The sequence below is a fragment of the Nonomuraea sp. NPDC026600 genome, assembly GCF_040638335.1.
GTDB lineage: Bacteria > Actinomycetota > Actinomycetes > Streptosporangiales > Streptosporangiaceae > Nonomuraea.
In genome coordinates this window covers 249,064-260,883 of the sequence record NZ_JBEZYD010000013.1, presented here as the reverse complement: position 1 = coordinate 260,883, position 11,820 = coordinate 249,064, and the positions used below count along the sequence as shown (strand labels likewise).

At 69.7% G+C, this 11,820-nt stretch carries 10 protein-coding genes and 2 rRNA genes; 6 read left to right on the top strand and 6 right to left on the bottom strand.

Annotation, left to right across the window (positions count from 1 at the left end):
• The 3 genes from AB0F17_RS29530 to AB0F17_RS29520 form a co-directional block, all read left to right on the top strand.
• Positions 1 to 90: ribosomal RNA gene (locus AB0F17_RS29530) — 23S ribosomal RNA — on the top strand; the annotation flags it as partial.
• Between the two features lie 83 nt (positions 91 to 173).
• A 5S ribosomal RNA gene (gene rrf, locus AB0F17_RS29525) occupies positions 174 to 290 on the top strand.
• A gap of 54 nt (positions 291 to 344) precedes the next feature.
• Complete coding sequence (locus tag AB0F17_RS29520; RefSeq protein WP_358029242.1) at positions 345 to 527, top strand: hypothetical protein; 183 nt, start codon at positions 345 to 347, stop codon at positions 525 to 527.
• A gap of 144 nt (positions 528 to 671) precedes the next feature.
• On the opposite strand, the gene AB0F17_RS29515 is transcribed toward AB0F17_RS29520, so the two are convergent.
• Positions 672 to 1,070 carry a RidA family protein gene (locus AB0F17_RS29515; RefSeq protein ID WP_358029240.1) on the bottom strand — a complete coding sequence of 133 codons (399 nt, stop codon included), beginning with the start codon at positions 1,068 to 1,070 and terminating at the stop codon, positions 672 to 674.
• A 72-nt stretch (positions 1,071 to 1,142) separates the two neighbouring features.
• Between AB0F17_RS29515 and AB0F17_RS29510 the strand changes: the two genes are divergently transcribed.
• Positions 1,143 to 2,105: a LysR family transcriptional regulator gene (locus tag AB0F17_RS29510; protein WP_358029237.1), complete on the top strand. Its 963-nt coding sequence runs from the start codon at positions 1,143 to 1,145 to the stop codon at positions 2,103 to 2,105.
• Positions 2,106 to 2,200: 95 nt separating this feature from the next.
• Here the strand turns inward: AB0F17_RS29510 and AB0F17_RS29505 are convergent, their stop codons facing one another.
• Entirely contained in the window at positions 2,201 to 3,679 is a 1,479-nt protein-coding gene (locus AB0F17_RS29505) for a phosphodiester glycosidase family protein (protein ID WP_358029234.1), read from the bottom strand.
• 543 nt (positions 3,680 to 4,222) lie between these two features.
• Here AB0F17_RS29505 and trpS point away from each other — a divergent pair.
• Positions 4,223 to 5,185, top strand: a complete 963-nt coding sequence (gene trpS, locus AB0F17_RS29500) for a tryptophan--tRNA ligase (RefSeq protein ID WP_358029231.1) — start codon at positions 4,223 to 4,225, stop codon at positions 5,183 to 5,185.
• Here trpS and AB0F17_RS29495 read toward each other — a convergent pair.
• From AB0F17_RS29495 to AB0F17_RS29480, 4 genes are all read right to left on the bottom strand, one after another.
• Positions 5,182 to 6,228, bottom strand: coding sequence for a methyltransferase (locus tag AB0F17_RS29495; protein ID WP_358029228.1), 1,047 nt, complete (start codon positions 6,226 to 6,228; stop codon positions 5,182 to 5,184). The genes trpS and AB0F17_RS29495 overlap by 4 nt on opposite strands.
• A gap of 32 nt (positions 6,229 to 6,260) precedes the next feature.
• On the bottom strand, positions 6,261 to 7,877 hold the full coding sequence (locus AB0F17_RS29490; RefSeq protein WP_358029226.1) for a PucR family transcriptional regulator ligand-binding domain-containing protein: 1,617 nt from the start codon (positions 7,875 to 7,877) through the stop codon (positions 6,261 to 6,263).
• 61 nt (positions 7,878 to 7,938) lie between these two features.
• Positions 7,939 to 9,558, bottom strand: coding sequence for an AMP-binding protein (locus tag AB0F17_RS29485; RefSeq protein WP_358029223.1), 1,620 nt, complete (start codon positions 9,556 to 9,558; stop codon positions 7,939 to 7,941).
• A 13-nt stretch (positions 9,559 to 9,571) separates the two neighbouring features.
• A complete protein-coding gene (locus AB0F17_RS29480; protein ID WP_358029220.1) occupies positions 9,572 to 10,273 on the bottom strand; it encodes a TetR/AcrR family transcriptional regulator C-terminal domain-containing protein in 702 nt (233 codons plus the stop codon).
• A gap of 55 nt (positions 10,274 to 10,328) precedes the next feature.
• Here AB0F17_RS29480 and AB0F17_RS29475 point away from each other — a divergent pair, with 55 nt between their 5' ends.
• Positions 10,329 to 11,777 (top strand): MFS transporter, encoded by a 1,449-nt coding sequence (locus tag AB0F17_RS29475; RefSeq protein ID WP_358029218.1) that lies wholly within the window; start codon positions 10,329 to 10,331, stop codon positions 11,775 to 11,777.
• Positions 11,778 to 11,820: the final 43 nt, after the last annotated feature.

The window sequence follows — 11,820 nt, the reverse complement described above, 5'->3', positions numbered from 1 at the left end:
TCCCGGTAGACGACCGGGTTGATAGGCCGGAGGTGGAAGCACGGTAACGTGTGGAGCTGACCGGTACTAATAGGCCGAGGACTTGACCACAAAGCATTCTTGCTCGCGTCCACTATGTAATTCTGAGACAGCAAACAGATGGGTTTTTCGTCTGCTTGTTTGTTTCACAGGGTTACGGCGGTTATGGCGGGAAGGAAACACCCGGTTACATTCCGAACCCGGAAGTTAAGCTTCTCAGCGCCGATGGTACTGCACTCGGGAGGGTGTGGGAGAGTAGGTCACCGCCGGACAATCTTTGGTTCGGGAAGGGCTCCACGCATATGCGTGGGGCCCTTTCTGCGTTTATGGGGTTAAGGGAGTGGCTGGAGGCTCACCGCCTGCTCTGGTCGCCAGAAACGGCGCGCGGTTACACCAGCGCCCAGTGGTGGGCCTTTCTCCAGATCCGCAGGTCGGTGTTCGGCGGCGACCGGATCTACCGCGAGGGGCTGCCGGACGAGGAGGAGGCCGTGACGGCGTTCGCGACATGATGTCGGGCCGCTACTCCGCCCGTGTCCCCGTCCGGATCGGCTGCGCCGTCCTCTGATCGCCCGACTGAGCGGGGCCGGCCTGGTGCGTCCAGGCCGGCCCCGCGGCATGTACCGCTTGTCCGCCGACAGGTCAGATCCGTGTGCTCACCCGGGAATCGCGCCGCGGATGCGCGCGTACACCTCGATCTCGATGCGCATCCGGGGATCGGAGAGGCCGCACACGAGCATCGTCGCCGCCGGGCGGATCTCGCCGAAGTGGCGGCGTAGGGTCGGCCAGCACGGCTCGAAGTCCTCCCGATCGGGTAGCAGGTAGCGGACCCGGACAACGTCGGCGAACGTACAGCCTGCCTCGGTCAGCGCTGATCCGATGTTGCGCAGGCACTGTTCGGCCTGTTCGACCACGTCGGCGGAGATCGTCATGGTCGCGTAGTCGAACCCGGTGGTCCCCGAGACGTGGACCCAGTCGCCGTCCACCACGGCCCGGGCATATCCGATCTGCTCCTCGAAAGTGGAGCCGCTCAAGATCGCGCGTCGTTCTGTCATACGGGGAACGGTAGGCAACCTGCGGTGATATGTCTAAGACGCTGCCACTGATGATGTGATATCTCTGCGCGTATGGAACGCCCTCAGCTCGCGCTGCATCAGCTCTACGCGTTCGCCGTTCTGGCCGAGGAACTGCACTTCGGGCGCGCCGCCATCCGGCTGGGTGTCGCGCAGCCGCCGCTGAGCCAGCAGATCAGGCGGCTGGAGGAGAGGGTCGGGCATCCGCTGTTCGAGCGTGGTCCCGGAGGGGTCGTCCTGACGTCGGCGGGTCACGAACTGCTGCCCGCCGCCCAGCGTGCGCTCGGCGAGATCGCGGATGGGCTGGAGGCGGCGCGACGTGTCGGCGGGGGAGTGGCCGGTCGTATCCGGGTCGGGTTCGCGGCGTCGCTCGCGCTGACCATCCTGCCGGGAATGCTGCGCGCCTACCGTGACCGCTATCCCGAGGTCGAGATGGAGATCAGGGAGATGACGACGGCTCCCCAGGCGGCCGCGCTCCTGGAGCGTTCGATCGACGTCGGGCTCCTGCGGGAACCGCCTGACGATCCGGGGCTGGGCGCCGAGCCGGTGTTCTCGGAGGAGTTCGTGGCGGTTCTGCCGGTTGGTCATGTTCTCGCCGGTCGGCGGGTCGTTCCGGTCGCGGCGCTGGCGGCGGAGCCGTTCGTGCTGCTGAACCGTGCGGCGGGGCCGACGGTGCACGATCGGATCGTCGGTCTGTGCCGGTCGGCGGGGTTCGAGCCGCGCATCGGTCAGCACGCGGTGGAGTGGGCGACGGTCTCCGCGCTTGTCGAGGCGGGGCTCGGGGTGTCCCTCGCCCCGGCGAGTGTGCGCCGGATCCGGCTCAAAGGGGTGGCCTATCGCCGGATCGAGCCGGACAGCGCGCGCACCACGGTCGCGATGTGCTGGCGACTAGGTGATGAAAACCCGCTGGTCGCGCGCTTTCTGGAGGTTGGTCGCAGGCTTTCCGGAGGCGGGCAGGGCCGCCCACGCACGTCCTTGGCGCCCGGCAACGCGCTGGCGGACCGCTCCGCGGGCTGATCAAGCTGGGACAAAGCCGCCCACCGCCGACAAGATTTGGGCCGGGGTGGGCGGCAACGACGGCTACTTCGGCAGCGCGTCCATCGTGGGGACGACTACTTCGGCAGTACCAGCAGCGCGTCGCCGACCCCGCGCTCCACGCCGTCGGACGGCCGGTTGACGAGCTTGTTGCCCACCACCATCGCGGTGGACCCGCCGCCGTCCAGGTTGACCGCCTGCTTGGCGCCCAGCCAGCGCATGAACTGGGCCGCCTCGATGAAGCTGGCTCCCACCGTCACGCCGGGCTGCCGTCCGTCGATGGTCGCCAGGATCAGGCTGCCGTTGCGCGTGGTGCCCAGCAGCGTGCGCGGGTGGCGGCGGAGGATCATGTTCACGGAGTCCTGGCCGTCAAGCTTGGCAGTGATCTTGACGTGCCCGTTCCTGACCAGGCCGACATTGCCCCCGATCACCCCCAGGTCGGGCGTCAGCTTGAGCGCCTTGCCGGTCCGTACGTCCACGACCTTGGTGTCGACCTTGACGGTCACGCCTTCGGCCGCGTGCGCGTTCAGCCACTCGGCGGCGACACCGGCGACACCGTGCAGGACCCGCGTCCCCGCCGCCACCGCGGCGCCCGGCGCGCGCAGCGCCACGACCTTGCCGTTGGCGTCGAGCACCGCGTCGGCGCCGTTGTCCGTGGGCGTCTTGGCGCCGTACTCCTCGGTGTAGAGGACCAGCTCGTCCGCCGCCGCGGCGCGGTTGACGCCGTTGACCGCCAGCTTCTGGCCGTCCTGCGCGATCGCGGTGACGGTCGACTTGAGTTCGGTGATGCGGGCCGTACGGCCCTTGAGGACGACGGCGGAGCGGCCCGGCACGGCCTCGCTGAGCAGCCTGCCGCCGACCACCGAGATGCCGACCGGCTCGCCGCGCAGGTTCTTGGCGGTGTGGATGTTGAAGAAGCCGCCGTTCACCGCCGCGAGCGCCTGGGCGGTCTTGGCCATCGAGGAGACGGTCTCGCGCTTGGCGACGCTGGTGCCGAGCGTGGCGCCGTACGAGCCGCGGAACGTCCTGGCGTCGATCATGACCACCTTGACGTCCCAGGGGCCGGTGGTCTTCATGCCGTCGTCGCCGAGGTAGTCGACCTTAACCTTCAGCCCGGCGTCCTTGAGCTTCTTGGCCGTCTCGGCGGCCTTGTCCTTCTCCTCGAGCTTCCACAGTCCGACCCGCACCATGTAGACGGTCTGGGCGGCGGCGTCGGCGACCTGCGGCCGCACGACCTTCTGCAGGCTCGCCGTCTCGCCCGCGGCCTCGACCTCGGCGACCTTCGCCTCGGCCGTCTGCTGCATGCCGTAGTCGCGGCCGCTCGGCATCAGCACCGTGACGGTGTAGCCGTCGGTCGACGTACCCGACTTCACGTCCCAGAAGTCGATGCCCGGCGCCACGCTGGTCATCGTCTTGGTCGGTACGGCCGGCACGCCCAAGGGGAACTTGGCCGAGGGGAACGACACCGAAACCCGCTCGGCGGCTGCGACGGGTACGGCCGTCCCAGTAAGGACCGTGGCCATCGAAAGGCCGATGGCGAGGGTGCGTCGAGACATGAAAACTCCAGAGGGCGGACAAAGGGACCGCCCTATCCTGGCGAGATCATGGTCGTGGAGGCAGGCAAACACGCTAAACGGTCGGAGAGGTTACAAGATTGACATCCCTCGGGAGGTTTTCCTGCGCGCGCTGTGGGGGCGGCGTTACCGTGCGGTAGGCCGCGATCTGCGCGGCCTACCAGTCCGAGAGGCAGCCGTTATGGGGCTGAGCATCCTCCTTGTGATCATCGCGAGCGTGGTTCTGGGGTTCATCCTGGGCGCGTTCGTCACCCGTCCTCGCGGGTGGGTGAGGTACGCCCACCTCGAGGACCGTTCCCGCGCCGATGTGACGCGTGATCCTCACGAGTGAGCACGAGCCGGCGCAAGCCGCACAGCTTCTGGGTTCTGTGCGGCTTGCGCCTACAATGAGCGTCATGACACGCGTCAGCATGTGGTGGCGGCCGACAGACGGCCGCTGATCTCCGCATGCGCGGGCCGTCCTCAGGACGGGCCCGGCGCGGGTTCTTTCTTCAGGACGGCATGACCTGAGGAAAGGAACCCGTGATGAACCACGTCGTGCTCACCGGAGACCGCCCGACCGGGCCGCTCCATCTGGGCCACTACTTCGGCACGCTGGCCAACCGCGTCGCCCTGCAGGACGTCCACCCGATGTACGTGCTGGTCGCCGACTACCAGGTGATCACCGACAGGGATCTGCCGGGCGCGATCCAGCGCAACATCGCCGCCATGCTCCTCGACTACCTGGCCGTCGGGCTCGACCCCGCGAAGGTGACGATCTTCCAGCACAGCGCGATTCCCGAGCTGAACCAGCTGCTGCTGCCGTTCCTCAGCCTGGTGTCGGTGGCCGAGCTGGGTCGTAACCCGACCGTCAAGGACGAGATCGCGCACAGTACGCAGCAAGCGGTCAACGGCCTGATGTTCACCTATCCGGTGCATCAGGCGGCCGACATCCTGTTCTGCAAGGGCACGCTGGTGCCGGTCGGCAAGGACCAGCTCCCGCATGTTGAGGTGACGCGGCTGGTGGCGCGGCGCTTCAACGAGCGCTACGGTCCCGTCTTCCCGGTGCCGGAGGCCATGCTGGGTGTCCATCCGCTGCTCAAGGGCCTCGACGGCGGCAAGATGAGCAAGAGCCGGGGCAACGCCGTAGCCCTGTCCGCCACCGAGGACGAGACGGCCGCGCTGATCCGCGGCGCCCGCACCGACGCGGACCGGCTCATCACCTTCGACGAGACGAACCGGCCGGAGGTGTCGAACCTGCTCACGCTGGCCGGCCTCTGCCTCGGCCGTCCACCCGAGTCCATCGCCGACGAGATCGGGAACGGCGGCGCCGCCGCGCTGAAACGGCTGGTAACCGAGGCGGTCAACGAGTTCCTGCGACCGATCAGGAGGCGCCGCCGCGAGTACTCGGAGGCCGACGCCAGGCAGGTGCTGAGTGACGGCAACGAGCGCGCCCGCGTGCGGGCGATCGTCACCCTCGGGGAGGTGCGGGCCGCGATGGGCTTCTAACGGGAGCAGAGGGGCTTCTGGCGGGGAGCTCTGGCGATGGCCAGCTCCATGGCCGGGGATCTCAGGGGGCGGCGGTGGCGCGGCCTGGTGAAGCCCGCCTCCCGGAGCAGGCGGGCCACCTCCTTGTAGCCGCGGATCCTGCCGCCGCCCGCCACCAGGTAGTTGAGGTGGAGCAGGTCGACGAGGGTCCGGCTGGCCCGCCCGGGCATGACGCTGTCGCCGAACTGGTCGCCGATCGCGATCGTGCCGCCGGGGTTGAGCGCCTTGGCCAGCCGCCCCAGCAACGTGACCAGCTCCTGGTCGTCGAGGCAGTGCATGATGTTGAACAGCAGTACCACGTCGTACCCGCCGCCCAGGTCCTCGTCGAGGAACGAGCCGGCCCGCAGCGTCAGCCGGGGGTGGGCGGCGGCCGATTCGAGGGCCTGGGGCAGGTCGATGACGGTGCCCCGCAGCTCCGGGTGCCGGCGCAGCAGTTCCACGCTGTAGCGGGCATGGCTGCCGCCCACGTCGAGCATCCGTGTGGCGCCCGAGGGGACCGGGATGGCCCGCGCGGTGGCGGGAGCCTGGCGGCCGGCCACGGCGGCGGTCCACGCCTGGAACGAGCGCGACAGCTCCGGTTCGCTCTCGGTCAGCGCGTACAGCGAGGTGATCGGTGAGCCGTCACGTACGGTCCTTTCGAGCTGCGGCCAGATCACGCAGGCGGTGCGCTCCCAGAAGTACAGCCCCTCGGCCAGGCAGGCGGGGGAGCCGGTAGTGAGCCAGATCCGCGCCGTGCGGGTCAGCCGGTAGCGGCCGCCTCGCGCGCGCAGGTAGCCGAGTCCGGTCAGGCCGCGCAGCAGCACGTCCGTCGCGTGCCGGTCCAGGCCGAGCGAGCCCGCGAGGTCGGCGGCGGTCGCGGGTCCGCCGCGCAGGGCGTCGAAGAGGCCGAGCCGCATCCCCGCGATCAGCGCGTGCAGGCCCATGACGCCGAAGTAGTCGAGCATCGGGGGCAGGATCGACAGGCGGTGCGCCGCCGCTTCCAGGGGATTGCCGAATAAGGGCACATCGCGACGGTAAGCCGCGAGGGACGGAATTGTTACCTGTTCTCCCTGCGGAACGACTCCAGCGCCAGCAGCGCCACGTGCAGGGACAGGCATGACTCGACGTCGTCCAGGTCGGTGTCGAGGATGCGTTCGAGGCGGCGCAGCCGGTCGTAGAAGGCGGGCCGCGACAGGTGCGCCTTCTGGGCGGCCACGGCCTTGTTGCGTCCCGCGTCCAGGTAGATGCGCAGGATGCGGGTCAGGTCGCCGCCCCGCTGCGCGTCGTGCGCCAGCAGCGGTCCCAGCTCCCGCTCGGCGAACGTCTGCAGCCTGGCGTCGTCGCGCAGCAGGTGGAGCAGCCCGCGCAGCCGCAGGTCGGGCAGCCGGTAGAAGGCCCGGCCGTCGGGCTGGCGGACCGCCACGTCGGCCACCTGCTCGGCTTCGAGGAAGCTGCGCCGTACGTCCCTGATCGACTCCACCACCGAGCCCGAGGCCAGGACGAACGCGGCGCCGGGCTTCCACAGCACGCGCAGCCGTTCGGCGAGCGCGGTCAGCGCGGGCTCGGCGCCCGAGCGTGGCGGCAGGGGGAGCAGGACGCCGATCCGGTCCTGGTCGAGCGCGCCCACGAGGGCGGGCAGCCGGGCGTCGCGGCAGGCGGCGGCGGTGGCCTCGGCCAGCTCGCCGAGCTGCGCCTGCCCGTCGAGGGCCTGCTCGATGGGGTCGGTCGGGCGGATGACGACGCTGACCAGCTTGCGCCCGGTGAGCGGCACGCCCACGGCGCGGGCGCGGGCGGCGGCCTCGTCCGGATCGGCGTAGGCGTGCGTGAGGATGCCGGTGATGATCGTGCCGTGCGCCTGGCGTTCCAGGGACTCCTGGTGGCGTTCGAGCAGGCGGCCCAGGGCGAGCGTGGTGGCGGCGCGCTCGGCGAGCACCAGGTCACGGGGCGACGGCGGGCTCTCGCAGAGCAGGATCAACCTGCCCCAATCCTGCCCGCGCGCGCCGACCGTGGTGACCAGCCAGCCGGAGGCGGCGTCGTAGGCGGTCCGCTCGGCCGGCGCGACCGCGCGTGACCTGGTCTCCCATCCGGCCAGCAGCGCGCCGGTGTCGCGGCCCGCGGACTCGCAGGCCAGCACCTGGTGGGCGAGGTTCTCCAGCAGGACCGGGCGGTTCGACAGCCGGGCCACCTGGGCGAGCACCTCGGCGGGCGAGGCGCCCTCGACGGAGAGCTCGGTGAAGACCTCGTGCAGTTGCTCGGAGGCCCGCAGCTCCTCCAGCTGGATGTCGATGATCCGCGCGTGCACGGACTCGGTGATCTGCACGAACGGCGTCTCGCGGGTCAGCACGATCAGCGGCAGGCCGTGCTCCTCGGCCGACTTGACGACCTCGCCGGGCAGCTCGCCGACGAACCTGCGGCCCAGCTCGACGATCAGCCCGGAGGCGCCGACAGCCGAAAGCTCGCCGATGTAGTCGGCGAGCTTCTGGGGGTCCTCGGGCAGGGCCACCCCCGTGGTGAGCACCAGCTCTCCGCCGCGCAGCAGGTGGGCGATGTCGGCGATCTCGCCGACGTGCACCCAGCGCACCTTGGTGTCCAGGCGGTCGCCGCCCGCGACCACGCGCGGGCTTCCGCGGCGGACGGTGTCCAGCGCGAGGACGTCGGCGATGGTGGGCAGCACGCGCCCGAGCCTAGCCGATCAGCCTGTAAGATCGGATAGGCACCCATTTACAGACTGCTGATCACGAGCCCAGTTCGTCCTCTCTGAACTCCCGGACGGGCTGCTGCACCCGCAGTTCCACCCGCCGGATCTTGCCGGAGATGGTCTTCGGCAGCTCGCCGAACTCCAGCCTGCGCACCCGCTTGTACGGGGCCAGCTCACGCCGCGAGTGCTCGAAGATCGAGCGGGCCGTCGCCTCGTCGGCCTCGAACCCGGGCGCCAGCGTCACATAAGCCTTGGGCACCGCCAGGCGCACCGGATCGGGCGCGGGCACCACGGCCGCCTCCGCCACGGCCTCATGCTCCAGAAGGACGCTCTCCAGCTCGAACGGCGAGATGCGGTAGTCGGAGGCTTTGAAGACGTCGTCGGTCCGGCCGACGTAGGTGATGTAACCGTCGGCGTCACGGGTCGCGACGTCGCCCGTGTGGTAGTGCCCACCCCTCATCGCATCACTAGATCCACCGACATATCCGGACATGAGGCCGAGGGGGCGGCCGGCCAGCGGCAGGCAGATCTCCCCGTCGTCGCCCGCCTCGCCGGTGATCGGGTCGAGCAGCACGATGTCGTAGCCGGGCAGTGGCCGGCCCATGGACCCCGGCTTGACCGGCTCGCCGGGCACGTTGCCCACCTGGGCGGTGGTCTCGGTCTGGCCGTAGCCGTCCCTGATCGTCAGCCCCCACGCCTTGGCGACCTGGTCGATGATCTCCGGGTTGAGCGGCTCGCCCGCGGCGACGGCCGTGCGCAGCGGCAGCCGCCACGCCGCCAGGTCCTCCTGGATGAGCATCCGCCACACGGTCGGCGGCGCGCAGAACGTGGTGACCCGCTCGTCGCGCAGCACCTCCAGCAGCGCCACGGCGGAGAAGCGCTGGTAGTCGTGGATCAGCACGGTGGCACCCGCGTTCCACGGCGCGAACACGTTGCTCCACGCGTGCTTGGCCCAGCCGGGCGAGGACACGTTGAGGTGCACGTCGCCGGGCCTGAGCCCGATCCAGAACATGGTCGACAGGTGGCCCGCCGGATAGGAGGCGTGCGTGTGCTCGACCAGCTTGGGCTGCGAGGTCGTACCCGAGGTGAAGTAGAGCAGCAGCGTGTCGCCGGCCCTGGTCGGGCCGTCGGGGACGAAGTGCTCGGCCGCCTCGCGGGACTCGGCGTAGGGCAGCCAGCCGTACGCGTCGCCGACCGCGATCCTGGTGTAGCCGCCGTCGTCGAACTTGCCCGCGTCGGAGGCGTTCGCGATCACGTGCGAGACGCCGCCGCGTTCGACGCGCTCGACGATGTCCTTGGCGGTCAGCAACGTGGTCGCCGGGATGATGACCGCGCCCAGCTTCATGGCGGCCAGCAGCGACTCCCACAGCTCGGCCTGGTTGCCCAGCATGAGCAGGATGCGATCGCCGCGCTGTACGCCCTGCTCGCGCAGCCAGTTCGCGACCTGGTTGGAGCGGGCGGACAGCTCGGCGAACGTGTAGGAGACCGTGCCGACGATCTTCAATGCGACCGCGTCGGGGGTCTCGGCGGCCAGCACGCCGTCGAACCAGTCGAGCGCCCAGTTGAAGTCCGTCAGCTCCGGCCAGCGGAACTCGCGGCGGGCCGTCGGATAGTCGGCTCCGAGAAGGAGGTCGCGTGCGGCGCGGAAATCGCTCATGCCCCGGATCCTGCTACGTCCCCAGCCGTCTCTCAAGGCCGTCGAGCACCGACACGAGGCCGAAGTCGAAGCCCACCTCGCGCATCACCTGCGGATCTTCGTCGTGGTCGGAGACGGCCAAGCGCTCCATGAGCTCGGGATGGCCCGCCGCCACCCGCTTGACCGACTCCCGCAGCTCGTCGAGTTCGTAGTCGTGGCCCACGGAGGAGTTCCAGGCCACCTCCGGAATCGTGTAGCCGAAGACGTACGCGGTGAGCGTGGCGTTGGCGTAGTCGATGTCCAGGCCGCGGAACCCGGCCGTCTTGAAGGCCCGGCACATCCGCTCGGTGAACGCGAGCGCGTTCGGCCCGAACGCGGGCACCCGCCCTATGAGGTCGGCCGACCAGGGGTGGCTCAGGATCACTTGCCGCATACTGTGGGCCATGACGGAGGCGACCTCGCGCCAGTGCGCCTCCTCGGGGATGGGAGCCGACAGCTCGGCCCAGATCGCGTCGTAGGCCAGCTCCAGCAGTTCGTCCTTGTTGGCCACGTACCAGTAGAGGCTGGTCGCGCCCGCCATGAGCTTGGCCCCGAGCTTGCGCATGCTCAGCCCGGCGAGCCCCTCGGCGTCGAGCAGCTCGAGGGCGGCCCTGACGATCTCCTCGCGGTTGCGCCCGGGGCTCGTGGGCTTGCGCGGCTCGCGAAGCCACACGGAGGTGAACTGCTTGGCCGTCATTTCCCCAGGATAAATCCACTCGCACACTGTGCGAGGCATCTAGTACGGTGTGCGAGTGGAATCGAACACTGTACGAGATCCCCGTCGTTGGTGGATCCTCGTCGTCCTCTGTCTCTCGCTGCTCGTGCTGGTCGTGGACAACACCGTCCTCAACCTGGCCATCCCCAAGCTGATCAGGGATCTTGGAGCGACCCCTGGCGACATCCAGTGGATACTCGACGCGTACGTGCTGGCCTTCGCCGGACTGTTGCTGACCGCGGGAAGCCTGTCCGACCGGTTCGGGCGCAGGCGCTTCCTGATCATCGGGCTGGCGTTCTTCGGCGGCGCGTCGCTGCTGGCCGTGCTCTCGACGGAGCCGTGGCAGCTCATCGGCTCGCGGGCCCTCATGGGCATCGGCGGGTCGGTCCTGATGCCGTCCACGCTGTCCATCCTGATGACCGTCTTCGACGCCGACGAGCGGCGCAAGGCCATGGCCGCGTGGAGCGCCGTCGCCATGGTGGGCGTGATCGCGGGGCCCACCCTGGGCGGCTTCCTGCTCGACCACTATTGGTGGGGCTCGGTCTTCCTGCTGAACATCCCCATCGCGGCCGTCGCGATCATCGCCGCCCTGACGCTGATGCCCGAGACCCGCAGCGCCGGGCGGCAGATCGACCCCGTGGGCGTCCTGCTGTCGATCGTCGGGCTGACGGCGGCCGTGTACGTCATCATCGAGCGCGAGTGGAACCCGGTCGGCATCGCGATCGCCGTGGCCTTCCTCGGCGCCTTCGTCTTCTGGGAGCGGCGCTCGGAGCACCCGATGCTGCCGCTGGAGCTGTACAAGAACCGCAACTTCAGTGGGGCGTCGTTCTCGATCCTGCTGATGTCGTTCGGGGCCGGGGCCGTGATGCTGATGCTGACCCAGTACCTGCAGTTCGTGCTGGGATACGGGCCCATGCAGGCGGGCTTGGCGCTGCTGCCGTACGCGATCGCGGCGGCGCTCTTCAACGGGCTCGGCGCCGCGCTCGGGCAGAAGGTCAGCAACCGGACGCTGATCGCCGCGGGGCTGGTGGTCATGGCCGGTGGGTTCGTCGTGCTCGCCACGACCTCCGGGTATGTGCCGCTGCTCACCGGCCTGCTGGTCATGGGGGTGGGCGGTGGTCTCGCCGGTCCCGCGGCCTACGCCTCGCTGATGGGGGCGATCCCCGTCGAGCACGCGGGCGTCGGATCCGCGCTGAACGACACGGTGCTGCAGGTCGGTATGGCCATGAGCATCGCCATCCTGGGCAGCGTGCTGGCCGGGGTGTTCACCTCGTCCATGCCCGCCGGCGTGCCCGAGGCCGCCAAGGAGTCGATCGGCGCGGCCTTCGCGATGGGCTTCGCGGAGCCCGCCAAGTCGGCCTTCACCGACGCGGTGCACTTCGGGTCGTGGGTGGGGGGCGCGTTCTGCGTGGCGGCCGCGCTGCTCGCGCTGGTGGTGCTCCGAGCACCCGCCCCCGCCGTCGACACCACCTCCGTGGGTACGTGACATCATGTAAGGGGATTTTGTCTCATGTCGACAGGTTGGAGGT